General features: G+C 35.3%; 14 protein-coding genes and 1 riboswitch. Of the genes, 11 read left to right on the top strand and 3 right to left on the bottom strand.

The features are described 5' to 3' along the window. The first annotated feature begins 32 nt into the window (after nucleotides 1-32). Nucleotides 33-944, top strand: a complete 912-nt coding sequence (locus ACTWQB_RS15090) for an LCP family glycopolymer transferase (RefSeq protein WP_443140016.1) — start codon at nucleotides 33-35, stop codon at nucleotides 942-944. A 48-nt stretch (nucleotides 945-992) separates the two neighbouring features. Next, nucleotides 993-1,074, bottom strand: a riboswitch (cyclic di-GMP riboswitch). Between the two features lie 127 nt (nucleotides 1,075-1,201). Here the strand turns inward: ACTWQB_RS15090 and ACTWQB_RS15085 are convergent. The 3 genes from ACTWQB_RS15085 to ACTWQB_RS15075 all read right to left on the bottom strand — a co-directional run bounded on the left by ACTWQB_RS15085 (nucleotide 1,202) and on the right by ACTWQB_RS15075 (nucleotide 3,493). Next, nucleotides 1,202-1,978 (bottom strand): tyrosine-protein phosphatase, encoded by a 777-nt coding sequence (locus ACTWQB_RS15085; protein ID WP_443140015.1) that lies wholly within the window; start codon nucleotides 1,976-1,978, stop codon nucleotides 1,202-1,204. 92 nt (nucleotides 1,979-2,070) lie between these two features. Continuing rightward, on the bottom strand, nucleotides 2,071-2,763 hold the full coding sequence (locus ACTWQB_RS15080; protein ID WP_443140014.1) for a CpsD/CapB family tyrosine-protein kinase: 693 nt from the start codon (nucleotides 2,761-2,763) through the stop codon (nucleotides 2,071-2,073). Further along, nucleotides 2,753-3,493, bottom strand: a complete 741-nt coding sequence (locus ACTWQB_RS15075; protein WP_443140013.1) for a YveK family protein — start codon at nucleotides 3,491-3,493, stop codon at nucleotides 2,753-2,755. The genes ACTWQB_RS15080 and ACTWQB_RS15075 overlap by 11 nt, the downstream gene beginning before the upstream one ends. Before the next feature lie 325 nt (nucleotides 3,494-3,818). On the opposite strand from ACTWQB_RS15075, the gene ACTWQB_RS15070 reads away from it, so the two are divergent. The 10 genes from ACTWQB_RS15070 (at nucleotide 3,819) to ACTWQB_RS15025 (ending at nucleotide 14,892) form a co-directional block, all read left to right on the top strand. After that, nucleotides 3,819-5,630, top strand: a complete 1,812-nt coding sequence (locus tag ACTWQB_RS15070; protein ID WP_443140012.1) for a polysaccharide biosynthesis protein — start codon at nucleotides 3,819-3,821, stop codon at nucleotides 5,628-5,630. Nucleotides 5,631-5,643: 13 nt separating this feature from the next. After that, a complete protein-coding gene (gene galU, locus ACTWQB_RS15065; RefSeq protein ID WP_443140011.1) occupies nucleotides 5,644-6,537 on the top strand; it encodes a UTP--glucose-1-phosphate uridylyltransferase GalU in 894 nt (297 codons plus the stop codon). Between the two features lie 186 nt (nucleotides 6,538-6,723). Next, nucleotides 6,724-7,110, top strand: coding sequence for a type IV pilin protein (locus ACTWQB_RS15060; protein WP_443140010.1), 387 nt, complete (start codon nucleotides 6,724-6,726; stop codon nucleotides 7,108-7,110). A 482-nt stretch (nucleotides 7,111-7,592) separates the two neighbouring features. After that, nucleotides 7,593-8,222 (top strand): sugar transferase, encoded by a 630-nt coding sequence (locus ACTWQB_RS15055; protein WP_443140009.1) that lies wholly within the window; start codon nucleotides 7,593-7,595, stop codon nucleotides 8,220-8,222. Between the two features lie 28 nt (nucleotides 8,223-8,250). Next, the gene (locus ACTWQB_RS15050) at nucleotides 8,251-9,153 is read left to right on the top strand and encodes an SDR family oxidoreductase (RefSeq protein ID WP_443140008.1); all 903 of its coding nucleotides are present in this window, start codon (nucleotides 8,251-8,253) and stop codon (nucleotides 9,151-9,153) included. Further along, on the top strand, nucleotides 9,150-10,259 hold the full coding sequence (locus tag ACTWQB_RS15045) for a glycosyltransferase family 4 protein (RefSeq protein WP_443140007.1): 1,110 nt from the start codon (nucleotides 9,150-9,152) through the stop codon (nucleotides 10,257-10,259). Before ACTWQB_RS15050 ends, ACTWQB_RS15045 begins: the two co-directional genes overlap by 4 nt. Before the next feature lie 5 nt (nucleotides 10,260-10,264). Beyond that, on the top strand, nucleotides 10,265-11,584 hold the full coding sequence (locus ACTWQB_RS15040) for a nucleotide sugar dehydrogenase (protein ID WP_443140006.1): 1,320 nt from the start codon (nucleotides 10,265-10,267) through the stop codon (nucleotides 11,582-11,584). Between the two features lie 18 nt (nucleotides 11,585-11,602). After that, nucleotides 11,603-12,748 (top strand): glycosyltransferase family 4 protein, encoded by a 1,146-nt coding sequence (locus ACTWQB_RS15035; protein ID WP_443140005.1) that lies wholly within the window; start codon nucleotides 11,603-11,605, stop codon nucleotides 12,746-12,748. Nucleotides 12,749-12,812: 64 nt separating this feature from the next. Continuing rightward, a complete protein-coding gene (locus ACTWQB_RS15030; RefSeq protein ID WP_443140004.1) occupies nucleotides 12,813-13,694 on the top strand; it encodes a glycosyltransferase in 882 nt (293 codons plus the stop codon). Nucleotides 13,695-13,725: 31 nt separating this feature from the next. Beyond that, on the top strand, nucleotides 13,726-14,892 hold the full coding sequence (locus ACTWQB_RS15025; RefSeq protein ID WP_443140003.1) for an O-antigen polymerase: 1,167 nt from the start codon (nucleotides 13,726-13,728) through the stop codon (nucleotides 14,890-14,892). The last annotated feature ends 124 nt before the right edge of the window (nucleotides 14,893-15,016 follow it).

Raw genomic sequence — 15,016 nt, 5'->3', positions numbered from 1 at the left:
TTATAAGTCTTAGGCGAAAATGAGGGGAGTTTATGTCGAAACGTAAAAAACTGTTGATTATTGTTGGATCCATTACGTTAGTGCTTCTATTGTCCGTTGGGAGTTATGCGCTCTATATGTACAATCAAGTGTCAGATACCGTTGCGAAAATGTACGAACCGCTTGAGCGTGATGTGATTCAAAAAGAACTGATTAAAGATACGATGGAGAAAAAGGAACCAATTAATGTTCTGCTTCTTGGTGTGGATGAGCGTGAATACGACAAGGGTCGATCAGACACGATGATTTTCGCATCACTTAATCCGAACACTAACAAAATACTAATGTTCAGTATTCCACGTGATACGTATGTAACTATCCCGGGGCGTGGGGAAGATAAGATTAACCATGCATATGCATTTGGTGGAACGGACTTGGCGGTTGAAACCGTAGAAGATTTCCTGAAAACCGATATTCATTTTTATACTAAAGTGAACATGCAGGGATTTAAAGATGGTGTAGATGCGGTTGGTGGCGTGACAGTCAAAAATGATTTTGAGTTTAACCAAGGTGGCGAGGTCTTTCCTGCTGGAGAAATTCATTTAGATGGGGACCAGGCATTGAAATATGCGCGTATGCGTAAACATGATCCTGATAATGATTTCGGCCGAACGGAGCGTCAACGTGAGGTGCTCAAGGCGGCTTTAGATAAAACGCTTTCCTTTGAATCATTCGCCAAAGTCAATGATTTACTAAACACGGTTGGTGATAATGTCAAAACGAACATGGCCATGGATGATATGAGAGGTCTTTTTACTAAATACCAAAACACACGTAAGGACATAGTAACCGAGCATGTCTCGGGTTACGGTGAATTTATTGGCGATATTTGGTACCTAATGTTAGAGGATGAAGAAGTTAATAGATTAAGAGACCGAGTGGAAAATCATTTAAATAAGGGTTAAAAAAAGCGTCTGTCTTTAGTGACAGGCGTTTTATTATGGATCGGCATATTCGGTAGCTGGCGATCTTAGCATGGCGTTAGACCCTTGAGCTTTGCGTCCCTATCTTTCAATAGGTTTGCCTTTGTCGAATGCCCGAAAAATTGACGTCATCATACAAATTTCGCAAGTCGTACGGACTAAGATGACTTGAAGATTGTGTGTTAGGAATGTTGAGGGGTAATTGAAGGTCGCTCAATTACATTCGTCCATTTTAGTCTTTAGAAAAACTTAAATAACTTTTTCTTCTTTTTCTGTTTAATGCGGATCGGTTCATCGCTGATGACTTGTCCGCCTTCTGCTAGGATCTCCGCATTTTCTCTTAAGTAATACACAGTTTCTAAACCGAATTCTCTTCGAATGCTTTCCCAAGCTTTTGTCATCACAAACCCACGTGTGTTCGTGTTGTGCGCATCAGAAGCAATAAAGTGAGCAAGGTTCGCTTCAATGAGATCAAAGCTAAACTCTTGGATCTTATTTCCGAAATTACCTGCAACACTTGCTGCGGTCACTTGTGCTAAATTACCATCGCGAATGAGTTTATACATAAGTTCAGGCTTCTGCATAATCTCCTTATTCCGTTCTGGATGTGCAATAATCGGTTTGTACCCCGCAACTTGTACGTCAAATAGTAGACGTTGCGCATACTCAGGCACGTGGTCAGATGGAAATTCAATCAAGACGTATTGGCCGCCATTTCCTAAAGTCAAAGCCTCTTTAGAATTTAGCCGTTCAACTAAATCACCACTGATCCGAAGTTCTTGCCCCAACCTAACTTCAAGTGGTACTTCCTCCTGAATAAGTTGAGCGTTCAATTCTTCAAACTGTTTGTATAATTCATCAAGTTGATAATCGAATTGAGGGTGTAATTCATGAGGTGTGGCATAAATGACTTGAATGCCATCTTGGACTGCCGATTTTGCCATGGCTAGACTTTCTGTCATTGAACTAGCACCATCGTCCAATCCAGGTAAAATATGACTATGAAGATCAATCATAACCCAAAGCCCTCCCTGTAAGAAATTATAAGTCCCATAGTACAATTGTACCACGGGACCAAAAACTGTCAATTCAATATTTTAATTTTAAACTATTTTCCGTAATAGTAATAATATCCACTATCTTTAGCGTCACGGTCATTTAAAACCGCTCCTAAAATATTCGCATCAGCCTTTTCTAGTAAATCCTTAGCTTTCACTGCGGCGTCTTTTTCCGTTTGTTTACTACGTACAACTAATAAAACACCGTCTACTAAGTTAGATAGAATTTGTGAGTCTGTCACCGCTAGCACAGGCGGTGTGTCAAAAATGACAATATCATAGTTTTTATTCGCAACATCAAGTAACTCTGTCATTGCTTTAGAGCCTAATAGTTCTGAAGGATTTGGCGGGATCGGCCCGCACGTCATGATGTCTAAATTGTCTACATTTGTTTGTTGAACGGTTTTTTCTAATTCAAAACCACCGACTAAGTAGTTACTTAAACCAAATGTATTATTTAATCTAAAGGTATAATGAACGGTTGGCTTTCTAAGGTCAGCATCGATTAACAGAACTTTTTTGCCTTGTTGTGCAAAAACAATAGCCAGGTTAGCGGTTGTTAAACTCTTTCCTTCAGAAGGGCCAGTTGATGTGACCAAAATTGATTTAAGCTCTTGATCAATATTCGCGAACTGCATATTCGTTCGAATCGTTCGGTACTGCTCGGTAATAGGTGATTTAACCTGATCCCGTGCAATTAAGGTTCTAGTATGTGGGTTTCTCACTTTTGATTTACGCGCCAATTCTATCACCTCTTCTACGTCTCTTACGAGTATAATTTCCATTCTGTTCGTCTTGAGTAATGGTCGACACTACGCCCATGATTGGTAGTCCAAGTGTATCATCGACATCTTGTTCAGTTTTAATGGTGTTATCTAAATACTCTAGTAAAAATGCTAGACCGACACCGATCATTGCTCCAAGCACTAATGCAATTGCCACGTTTAACATTAAGTTCGGACTTACCGGCGATGGATTAGCTCCAACATTTGCTTCAGATAAAATACTAACATTATCAATGTTCATTAACTCAGGTAGTGTTCGTTCGAAAATGTCGTATGTTGTATTAGCAATATTCTCAGCTAAATATGGGTCAGAATCTGATACGGTAACGTTAACTACTTGTGAGTTATCAGCATTTTGAACTTGAATTTTACTCGAAAGTTGTCCAACCGATAAAGATAATCCTTCTTCTTCAATCACTTGGTCTAGTATCCTAGGACTTTTAATAATGACATTGTATGTATTGATCATCTCGACATTTGAACGGATGTCATTAATATCATATTGCGCTTCTTGTCCTGTGTCTTTTTGGTTAACGATGAATTGTGTTGAAGCTTCATATTGAGGTGTAATAAATAGTTGAGTAATAATTAAACTAATGAGTGTGGCTCCAACAGTTAATAGGATAATTAACTTAAGTCTCTTCTTTAATATAGAGAAAATCTCTTGAAGTGATATGGTTTCTTCCATTTTTTTGCCTCCAACTTCTACTTATATATATACTTTCAAAATTATAGCATAATTCGACAAGATTGATAATGTACTCACCTCAATTATTTTACAAAAACATAAAATTTTACATTTTGTTGTAATACTATTGTAATATTAGTAAAAAAGTACTAAAATATAACTCAAGTTATAACTTGATGGAGATATTTGTAATATGCTGTTGAAATTCAGACAAAAATATTCCATAATACTAGTAATCTAGATACATATTTTGTTCTGAATTGGAAACATACATAAATAAAAAAAGAAAATGGACGAATAATTTTTTCAGGGAGAAGGGATGCTGTTGAACTATCGTTTAAGAGTAGCACTGTTATTTTCACTTGATTCAGCAATTGTATTATTCTCAATCTACTATTGTTCTTATCTTCTATATAATACGTTTGCGATTAACCAAGATATTATCGTAATTTCTTCTATTATTCTATTAATTTCACATCACGTTTTTGCATTCATATTTGGTTTATATCAGAAAGCATGGGAGTATGCGAGTATTGGAGAATTAATCGGAATCTTCAATGTTGTTACATTGTCGATTATCGTAACTGCTGCAGTACAATTTACAGTATATGATTATGTGACATTTAGTGCTTTAGTTATTACTTACATGATGCATATCCTATTGATTGGTGGTTCACGGTTTGCATGGAGGGTTGTTCGTGATTTCATCTTAAAGCGTAGCAAGAACAAAAAGCGTACATTAGTGATCGGAGCTGGACATGCTGGTGCAATGGTGACTCATCAATTATTAAACAGCAACGAAACTGATCTGACACCTGTAGCTTTTGTAGACGATGATCCAAATAAAAGGAAGATTCAAATACACGGAATTCCGGTGGTAGGATCTATTAACCAAATCCGTCGAATTGTCGAATGGAAAAACATCGACCACATCCTTATCGCGATTCCGTCACTGGAGCGCAAACGTTTGAACGAAATCGTCGAGGTCTGTACGGAACTGCAAATTAAAACACAGATTATTCCGCGTATTGAGGACATCATGACAGGTAAACTCTCCGTCAGTCAGTTCCGCGACGTAGAAGTAGAAGACTTACTCGGTCGTGACCCAATTAAATTAGACATAGAGAGCATCGCAGATTACATAACAGAGAAAACCGTTCTAATTACAGGAGCAGGTGGGTCAATCGGTTCAGAGATTTGTAGACAAATCGCAACGTTCCACCCTGAGCGTCTCGTGATTGTTGGCCATGGAGAAAACAGTATCTATCAAATCGACCGTCAGCTAAGAAGTCGCTATCATAATTTAATAGATATCATTCCAATTATTGCGGATGTTCAAGACCGCGAGCGCATGTTTAAAGTCGTCGGTGAGTACAAGCCAGATGTCATTTACCATGCTGCCGCACACAAACACGTGCCATTAATGGAATATAATCCGACTGAAGCGGTAAAAAACAACATTTACGGGACGAAAAATGTGGCGGATGCCGCCGATCATCATTCGGTTAACACATTTGTACTGGTATCGACGGATAAAGCCGTTAACCCAACGAACGTTATGGGCGCTTCGAAACGAATGGCTGAAATGGTCATTCAGAATTTAGCAAAAGACAGCCAAACAAAATTTTGCGCGGTTCGATTCGGAAACGTACTCGGAAGCCGAGGATCCGTTATTCCGCTATTTAAAGAACAAATTAAAAATGGTGGTCCTGTAACGGTTACGGATCCTGAAATGACGCGTTATTTCATGACGATTCCAGAAGCAAGTCAGCTCGTCATTCAGGCAGGTTCATTAGCACGAGGCGGTGAAATATTCGTCCTGGACATGGGCGAACCCGTTAAAATCGTCGACCTAGCGAAAAACTTAATCCGATTATCCGGACATTCTATCGAAGAAGTCGGCATCGAATTTACCGGCATTAGACCAGGTGAGAAAATGTATGAAGAACTACTCGGTGAAGATGAAGTCAGTGACAAACAAGTCTTCCCGAAAATCTATATCGGAAAAGCAACCAATGAATGCACAGGCGGGATAGAGGAGCAAATCCAAACCCTACTAGAGGACGAATTAAAACTAAAAGAACGACTGTTAGAGGCGATCAAGCCGAAGAAAGAAGAAGTAAGTGAACTAGCGTAAGGAGTGCTGACAGATGCAAAAGGTCAAAAAAGCCATTATTCCAGCAGCTGGACTTGGAACACGTTTCCTTCCAGCGACAAAAGCTCAACCGAAAGAAATGTTACCAATTGTCGATAAACCAACGATTCAATATATTATCGAAGAAGCGGTCAAATCAGGTATTGAAGATATTATTATCGTAACCGGGCGAGGTAAACGTGCGATTGAAGACCACTTCGATAAATCGTATGAACTTGAAGAAACGCTTGAAAAGAAAGGTAAACACGAGCTATTAGATGAGGTAAGGGACATTGCGAATCTCGCAAACATCCACTATATTAGACAAAAAGAGCCATTAGGACTAGGCCATGCGATTGGTTGTGCGAAACGCTTTATTGGTGATGAACCTTTTGCTGTTTTACTTGGTGATGATATTGTTAATTCGCACGACAAACCGTGCTTAAAACAATTAATCGATATTTACGAGCGGACAAATTCATCGGTAATCGGTGTCCAACAAGTCCCAATGGACGATGTATCAAAATACGGTGTTATTGATATTAAAGAAGGACAAATCGATCAAGGTGCTTACCATGTGAAAGATTTAGTTGAAAAACCAAAACAAGAAGAAGCACCATCCAATTACGCCATTATGGGGCGCTACATCCTAAGACCAGAAATCTTTGATATCTTAGACCACCTACTACCAGGAGCGGGCGGAGAAATTCAGCTAACAGACGCGATTAAAGAATTAAATCGCGCTCAAATAGTAGTCGGTTACGAATTCGAAGGCGACCGTTATGATGTCGGTGACAAATTTGGATTTATTAAAGCTCAAATTGAGTTTGCGTTAGAACGTAATGATTTAAATGAAGATGTCATGAACTATTTAAAAGAAGTCGTGAGTCAAGAAAAGTCCACGGTTTAATGCATTTAATTAGGTGATGCCTCCTAACCTTTATCAATGGAGGCACTCGGCTATGCTGTGGGTTTCACAACCTTAGACGCCCGTCGTCGGTGGCATGGTGTGAGGTAGGGTTAGATGCCCTGTTTATTTACATAATTTAATTTTTGTTGTTTTTCAGATAAAAATAACCTGAGAAGAGATGAAGAATTGAAAAAACTGAATAGTAAAGGTGTTACATTAATTGAGCTATTGGCTGTACTCGTCATAATCGGTATCATCGCGTTAATCGCGGTTCCACTGTACTTAAACTACATCTATCATGCAGAAGAAGGCGTGTGTCATGCTAATCTACACGAACTAGAAAGAATGTATGAGTTGGATCTTCAACTGAATAGTATGACTCATCAAGATGAACACTTCACTGCTTGTACTCTAGAATATGGACCAGACCTATGCCCAGTAGACGGCATCTTAGCTTATATTGATGAACAGGTTCAGTGTAGTGTGCATGGAAGTTATAGTGATTATCACGACTCAGAAGACGATTCTGATGATGGAAGCAATGAAGATGATGGAGAAGTACCATTTTTATAACAGAAATAAGAAAGAGGCGAGAGACCTTTTAGGACTTAAACCTCTTTTGTTTGTGTTTGAATGGTGAAGAGGAACTGAGTATCGTAATCAGATAAGATGCTGAAAATCTTGCGGGATAAGGGTTTGATGCGTTTTTAGTGAGATTTATAGATTGATTGAATGGTATATGTAATAGGAAGAAACTCGGTTTGAAGTGATAAAAACCTAAATATCTATTTCGTATTGCCTTACAGATTGAATAGATATTACGAGGTGAGTATTGGAATTTGATAAGGGAACACAATATGTAGTATTAAAAATTAATTTTTAACGACAAAGCATACTATATCTTGATTTTTTCATCTATTTCTCATATTGAATATAATATCCGAGGTGGCTATCAGTTGTAGATAACAATTTTAGTGGTTTAGTAGTTGATTAGAGGTAGACCTTCTAATTAAGTCCTAATCTACTAAAGAACAAATTTTAAGGAGTGTAGCTGGATGTATATGAAAGTTAAAAGATTGATAGATATCATTCTTTCTTTAATGGGACTTATAGTATTATCACCGATCTTTTTAATTTTAATTATTGCTATTAAGATTGATTCAAGAGGCCCGGTTTTGTTTAAGCAAAAGCGTGTAGGAATTAATAAGACACATTTCAACATATTGAAATTTCGTACCATGAGAATAGATACGCCGAAGGACACTCCAACTCACTTATTAGGTAACCCAGAACAGTATATCACAAAGATGGGTAAATTTCTGAGAAAAACCTCGCTTGATGAGCTTCCGCAGATTTGGAATATTTTTGTTGGACAGATGAGTATAATCGGGCCTAGACCAGCACTATGGAATCAGTATGATCTGATTGCGGAACGAGATAAGTATGGTGCTAATGATGTACCGCCTGGATTGACAGGTTGGGCACAGATTAATGGTAGAGATGAGCTTCCTATTGAAGTGAAAGCGAAGTTGGATGGGGAGTACGTTGAGAAGATTAGCCTCTGGATGGATGTAAAGTGCTTCTTCGGAACCATAGTTAGTGTAGTAAAGAGTGACGGGGTTGTTGAAGGTGGAACTGGAGTTAAGAAGGAAGTTGCGAGTACTAAGGGGACAGAAACTTCATGAAAGTAAATAGAGTAATAGAGGTGTTGAAATGCTTTTAGTCACCGGAATCACTGGTCATACGGGAAAATACTTTTTACAAGAACTTATTAATAATAAATATGAAGGCTCTATCCGCTGTGTTGTTAGGGAAACATCCAACACTTCTCTTTTGGATAACAGCGGCTTAGATATAGAAAAGGTTGTAGGAGATTTAGATGATCCAGACTTTATTGATAGTGCGATGAATGGTGTTGATACGGTAATGCACATCTATAATATTCACCATTCACCAATGATAGTGCAATCTGCTATTAAGAATAAAGTGAAAAGGGCAATATTAGTACACACCACAGGAATTTATTCGGAATTTAAGCATGCCTCAGAAGGATATAAGAAAATAGAACAAAAAATTAATGAACTAAAAAATGATCATGAGTGTTCGACAAATATTACAATTCTAAGGCCTTCTATGATATATGGGGATCTTTGTGATAGTAATATGAGCAAGTTTATTAATATAGTGGATAAATTCAGGATTATGCCTGTCATTAGTGGTGGAAATAGTTTAATCCAGCCAGTTAATGCTAGAGATTTAGGTAAGGCATTTTTCACTGTTTTAATTTCACCGCAAGAAACTGATGGTAAAGCTTATGATCTATCGGGAGAAAGACCAATTAAAATGATTGATGTTTTCAAATTAATAAGTAAAGAACTTAATAAAAAGACAATATTTATCAGCGTACCTTTAAGCTTGGGAGTGTTGGTGGCAAGGGTTCTTAAATTCCTAACGTTAGGCCGAATAGATTTTATAGAAAAAGTACAAAGAATGGGAGAGAATAGAAGTTATTCCCACGATAATGCTACTAATGATTTCGGATATTCTCCCATGACTTTTGATGACGGTATAGAGATTGAAGTAGCAGAATACTTGGGGGCTAAAAAAAGAAAATGAGAAAAGTATTAATATTAGCAAACCATTTTATAACAATTTATGCCTTTAGAAAAGAATTAGTAAAAGAATTACTAGAACATGGAAATGAAGTCTATCTTGCGCTACCGGATTCTAAAGAAAATATTTATTTTGAGAATATGGGTTGCAAGATAATAGAAACGCCACTAGATAGAAGGGGAACAAATCCTGTATCTGATATAAAGTTGCTCTTTCAGTATATAAGAGTAATAAGGGATATTAACCCCGATATAGTGCTCACTTATACAATTAAACCTAATACGTATGGAGGAATCGCATCCAGAATTTGTGGAGTAAAAACGATTCATACAGTAACTGGGTTAGGATCAGTTTATATTCAAGAAATGTGGCAAAAACATATCGCGGTATTTCTTAATAGGATTGCTTTTAAATCTGCATCAAAGATAGTTTTTTTGAATGAAGAAAACAAAGATTTTTATAAACAACTAAAAATCACCTCCTCTACCCACAATACTTTGATTGTTCCTGGTTCAGGAGTAAATTTGGAAAAATTTAAGTACCAAGAACAACCTAGTGATGAAAAAATTATCTTTACCTTTGTCGGCAGAGTCTTAAGAGATAAAGGAATTGAAGAGTATTTATCTGCCGCTAAGAGACTTGTTTCAATGTATAACAATGTTGGCTTCGAAGTTGTAGGATTTGTAGATGAAGAAAGGTACATTAATCTACTTGAACAATATGAAAATGCAGGAATTATAAATTACTTAGGTAAAAGAAATGATATCCCAAATATAATGGCAAAATCTAGTTGTATTGTATTGCCTTCATATGGGGAAGGAAGAGGTACAGTTCTGCAAGAAGGAGCTGCAATCGGTAGACCTTTAATAACATGCGACACTTATGGGTGTAAAGATAATGTGGATGATGGATATAACGGATATTTATGTGATGTAGCAAATGCAGAATCACTAAAAAATGTTATGGAGAAATTTATTAAATTATCAATGGAAGAAAAGGTCTTAATGGGAAAAAGAAGTCGAGAGAAGGCGGAAAGGGAATTCGATAGGGAAATCGTGGTACATGCCTATATTGATGAAATAAATAAAATAATAAATAATGGGGAATGAATGGTATGAGTTTATATAAAAATATTGTCGATAAGAAAGAAAAAATTGCATTAGTTGGGTTAGGTTATGTGGGTATGCCATTAGCTATTGCATTTGCGAGAAAAGTTGATGTAATAGGTTTTGACTTAAGTGAAAAGAAGATAGATTTATATAAATCAGGAATTGATCCTACAAATGAAGTAGGGAATGATGTGATTAAACAGACTAAAGTTTGCTTTACATCAGATGAGACAAAACTTAAGGAGGCAAAATTTCATATTGTTGCTGTCCCAACTCCAATTAACTCTGATAAGACTCCTGATTTAGGTCCGGTTGAAGGGGCTAGTACAATTGTTGGGCGCAATTTAACGAAGGGTTCAATTGTTGTTTATGAATCTACTGTTTACCCTGGGGTTACAGAGGATGTTTGTATTCCAATCCTTGAAAAGGAATCAGGGCTAAAGTGTGGAGAAGATTTTAAAGTGGGATACTCTCCGGAACGTATAAATCCTGGTGATAGGATGAATAGATTAGAGAATATTGTCAAAATAGTATCAGGTATGGATAATGAATCGTTGGAGGAAATTGCAAAAGTTTATGAACTTGTTGTTGAAGTAGGGGTCCATCGAGCTAATTCAATTAAAGTTGCTGAGGCAGCCAAGGTTGTTGAGAATAGCCAACGTGATATTAACATTGCATTTATGAATGAACTTGCTATGGTTTTTGATCGAATGGGTATTGATACAAATGAGGTTATTGAAGCTATGAACACTAAATGGAATGCATTAAAGTTTTATCCAGGACTAGTCGGTGGTCACTGTATTGGTGTTGATCCATACTATTTTATATATGAAGCGGAAAAACTTGGATATCACTCACAAATCATTTTATCAGGTAGAAAGATAAATGATGGTATGGGTGCCTTTGTTGCTGATGCAGTTATTAAGAAGTTGATACATGCAAACAAAGTGGTTAAGAAGGCCAAGGTTGTAATATTGGGAATAACATTCAAAGAAAATTGCCCTGATACACGTAATTCAAAAGTAGCAGATATTATTAGGCGTCTTTATGAATATGAAGTTGAGCCAATTGTAGTCGATCCATACGCAGACCCATTGGAAGCAAAACATGAGTATGGTGTTGATTTGATTCCTTTTGATATGATAGATGATGCGGATTGTCTTATATTTGCTGTTGCCCATGACATATTTAGAGATATGTCAATGGAACAGATAGATAGGATGTTTGGAGAGTATCCAAATGAAGAGAAAGTTATAGTGGATGTTAAGCATATTTTGGATAAAAAACAAATTGAAAATGAAGGGTATAGTCTTTGGAGATTATAAATATAAAGAGGTGTATACATGAGAGTTCTTCAAATTGCATGTGGATTTAGTTATAGTACAGTTTATAATAACCTCTTTTCTGAGCTATATAGACAAAATGTTGAATTAGAGGTATATGTACCACAGCATAAAACAAGATCCTTACTAGATTTTAAGGACGATACTTTTCCATATCCCTTATATTCTAATAAAATTATTAAAAAATATGATAAACTATTGTATTTCAGTAAAATAGGAAGGATGGCAAAAGATATAGAATTAAACTTTAATATATCCGAAATATCTTTAATTCATTCTCATAGTTTGTTTAGTGATGGAGGAGTTGCATTCAATTTATATAAAAAGTATGGAATTCCATATGTAGTAGCTCTTAGAGATACTGATTTAAATAAATATTTTAAATACGCTATTCATTTACGTAGGTATGCTTTAGAAATTATGAAACACGCCGCGAAAATTATATTTATTTCACCTTCTTATAAAAAATATGTACTAGATAAATATATCCCCATAGGAGATCTGAAATATATTGAGGATAAAATTGAAATTATACCGAATGGGATAAATAAATATTGGCTAAAGAATATCAATAAAAATAAAAACCATGAAGCGGCAAAGCCAACCAAAGATAAAGTGAAAGTTTTATTTGTAGGTGCAATTAATAAAAGGAAAAATATTATGAGCACAATTGAATCTCTTGAAGAGTTACAAAAAAAGGGCTACCAAGTTAAATTTACAGTTGTAGGCAGAATTGATGATCAATCTATTTATAATCAAATAGTAAATATACCTTTCCTAAATTATATAGAACCTAAATCAAAAGAAGACTTACTAGAAATTTATCGTGATAATGATATCTTTGTAATGCCATCGATAACCGAAACTTTTGGATTAACTTATGCTGAAGCAATGAGCCAGGGTTTGCCTGTTATATATTCTAAAGGTCAAGGCTTTGATGGGCAGTTTGAGGAAGGTACTGTAGGATATCATGTAAACTGTTATAACTCTGAAGAGATATCTAAAAGTATTATAGATATCATTGAAAACTATGAAAAGTTTTCCGAAAGTTGTACATCTTTATGTAATAAATTTGATTGGGTCAATATTTGTGATGATTACAAAGAAGTTTATCAAGAAAGTGCATATAGTATTGCTGGAATTTAGCATTTAAATATAGTTACATTTAATACTTCAAACAAGCAGCAATATTTATCAGAGGAGAAATAATATGAGATTGTGTTATGTAATATTACATTATCAAAATATTGATGTTACTAAGAATTGTGTGGCTTCATTACGTAACATTAAATCTAAAGAATCCAAAATTGTTATTGTTGATAACGCATCACCAAATAATACTGGATCGCAGCTTAAAAGGTTATATAGTGATCAGGAGGATATAGAAATAATTATAAATGATGTAAACGTTGGCTTTGCTAAAGGAAATAATATAGGGTATTTATATGCGAAAAAGTCTTTACATGCTGATACCATCATTGTTATGAATAGTGATGTAATTATTAGCCAAATGGGTTTTGAAAAGAAATTATACGAAATAATTAATGGGAATGGTGTTCATATTATAGCCCCGGATATAAAAACACTAGATAATAAGCACCAAAATCCCTTTAGAAGACAAAGGTTAAAAACTTACAACATTCTGCGCACGTGCTTATTTTACTCAATTTGGATTTTCATAATGAAAACCCCTTTTTTGAATAAATTAACCTTTAATAGACTTAAAAAGGTTAAACGAAAAAAGGAGTTCAATAATACGTTTATTAATGACTCATTAGTTGGTATTATTCCTCATGGTTCCTGTTTGGTTTATACCAAAAATTTTGTAGAAAAAGAGGATATTGCCTTTTTACCAATTACATTTTTGTTTCATGAAGAAGATATATTATTTGAATATTCAGGCAACAAAGGATACATTGTATCTTACAATCCAGCCATTCAAGTAAATCATTTGGAAGATGCTTCAATTAATGAAATTACTAGTGGTGACATATCTAGAGAAATTTTCAACTCTAAACATAGACTAAGGTCGCTTTTATCTTTAATTTCATTAAGAATTGGTTTAAAGAAAATAAGATCGAACTTAAATTAAAGACTTTTTATTAATAGATAGGTGGAAAACAATGGTTTTTCTATTATTAATAGCATTAATTATGATGCTTTTTATGGCTTTTATACTGACAGGTAGGGACATTCTTTCACCTTGGGTCGTTTCAATTTGTATGTTTATCCTCTCTGTTTCTGTAGCTGCATTGAATTACAACTATTGGATGGAGGATATAAGTGCTGTTACAGTTTTAATTATTCTTATTGCACTACTTTCTTTTGGGGTTGGAGAACTTTTTACCAAAACCGTAATATTAAAGCGGGGAAGAAATAATTCTACCATAAATCAAGTAAAGTTAATAAATGGTAATAAAGGAATTTCCATAGCCAATAGGTGGATAGTGCTTATAATACTTTTTCTATTGGTGGTTACCTATTTCCACTTTAAATTTAAACAAAGCATTGCAATGGCGGCCGGTTATAGTGGTGGTTTAGACACGTTGCTCTTTTACGCGAGGCATGCACAGTTTAATCCTGATATTAACTCTGATGCAAGCATGTTATTGAGCTTGGGACTAACATTTTCCAGGGTGCTCACTTACTTTTTTATTTTTGTATTTTTATACAATATGGTTTTTTTTAGATTTAGAATAACATCCCTTAAATATCTTTTTCCGGCAATATTGAATATAGGAAATATTTTATTGACTACAGGGAGAACTGAATTTATTAACCTAATTACAGTTTGCTTAATATTATTTTTTATAATGCTCAAACAGAAACATAATTGGATAAGTAAAGTGAATACTAGAATTATAATTTATGGCATTATTGGGGTGGCTTTGTTCTTAATAATTTTCAGGTTAAGTGGTTTTTTAACTGGTAAAAGTGAGAGATTGACATTGTGGGAAAACTTTTCTCTCTATATAGGTGCTTCTATCGTGGCCCTTGATAAATATATATCTAACCCCCCTAGCCAGATATTTTTCGGAAAAGAAACGTTCTATGCACTTTATCATATATTCAGGAAGTTTGGCTTTGATATACCATATTATCAAGTGCCCCTAGAATTTGTTAGTTGGAAAAATGTGGATGTCAATATTTACACTGCACTAAGGAGGTATATTCAAGACTTTTCTGTAGTAGGGATGGTATTTATACAATTTTTATTAGGATCCTTTTATGGAGCTTTCTATCAATATATTAAGAAAAAAAATAGGGTTTCGCTAGAGTTAATCATTTAGTTTGTGTCAAGATTTTCTCGATGTAGTTTTTATACCGGTATTTTCGGCACTCTATTTTTGTACACTTTTTGGCTACCGCGCTATCGCTTGCTGGCCCTAACATCATTGTTACGTTCTAACGAAC

Source organism: Piscibacillus sp. B03 (assembly GCF_052246295.1).
In the GTDB taxonomy this organism is placed as follows: domain Bacteria; phylum Bacillota; class Bacilli; order Bacillales; family Alkalibacillaceae; genus Piscibacillus.
Note: the sequence above shows the minus strand (reverse complement) of the source record. Positions and strands in the feature narration are given on the sequence as shown.

Bases quoted from the DNA above. Each gene is read 5' to 3' on its own strand.
- ACTWQB_RS15090 (WP_443140016.1), top strand. From the start codon at position 33: ATGTCGAAACGTAAAAAACTGTTGATTATTGTTGGATCCATTACGTTA.
- ACTWQB_RS15085 (WP_443140015.1), bottom strand. From the start codon at position 1,978: ATGATTGATCTTCATAGTCATATTTTACCTGGATTGGACGATGGTGCT.
- ACTWQB_RS15075 (WP_443140013.1), bottom strand. From the start codon at position 3,493: ATGGAAGAAACCATATCACTTCAAGAGATTTTCTCTATATTAAAGAAG.
- galU (WP_443140011.1), top strand. From the start codon at position 5,644: ATGCAAAAGGTCAAAAAAGCCATTATTCCAGCAGCTGGACTTGGAACA.
- ACTWQB_RS15055 (WP_443140009.1), top strand. From the start codon at position 7,593: ATGTATATGAAAGTTAAAAGATTGATAGATATCATTCTTTCTTTAATG.
- ACTWQB_RS15050 (WP_443140008.1), top strand. From the start codon at position 8,251: ATGCTTTTAGTCACCGGAATCACTGGTCATACGGGAAAATACTTTTTA.
- ACTWQB_RS15045 (WP_443140007.1), top strand. From the start codon at position 9,150: ATGAGAAAAGTATTAATATTAGCAAACCATTTTATAACAATTTATGCC.
- ACTWQB_RS15040 (WP_443140006.1), top strand. From the start codon at position 10,265: ATGAGTTTATATAAAAATATTGTCGATAAGAAAGAAAAAATTGCATTA.
- ACTWQB_RS15035 (WP_443140005.1), top strand. From the start codon at position 11,603: ATGAGAGTTCTTCAAATTGCATGTGGATTTAGTTATAGTACAGTTTAT.
- ACTWQB_RS15030 (WP_443140004.1), top strand. From the start codon at position 12,813: ATGAGATTGTGTTATGTAATATTACATTATCAAAATATTGATGTTACT.
- ACTWQB_RS15025 (WP_443140003.1), top strand. From the start codon at position 13,726: ATGGTTTTTCTATTATTAATAGCATTAATTATGATGCTTTTTATGGCT.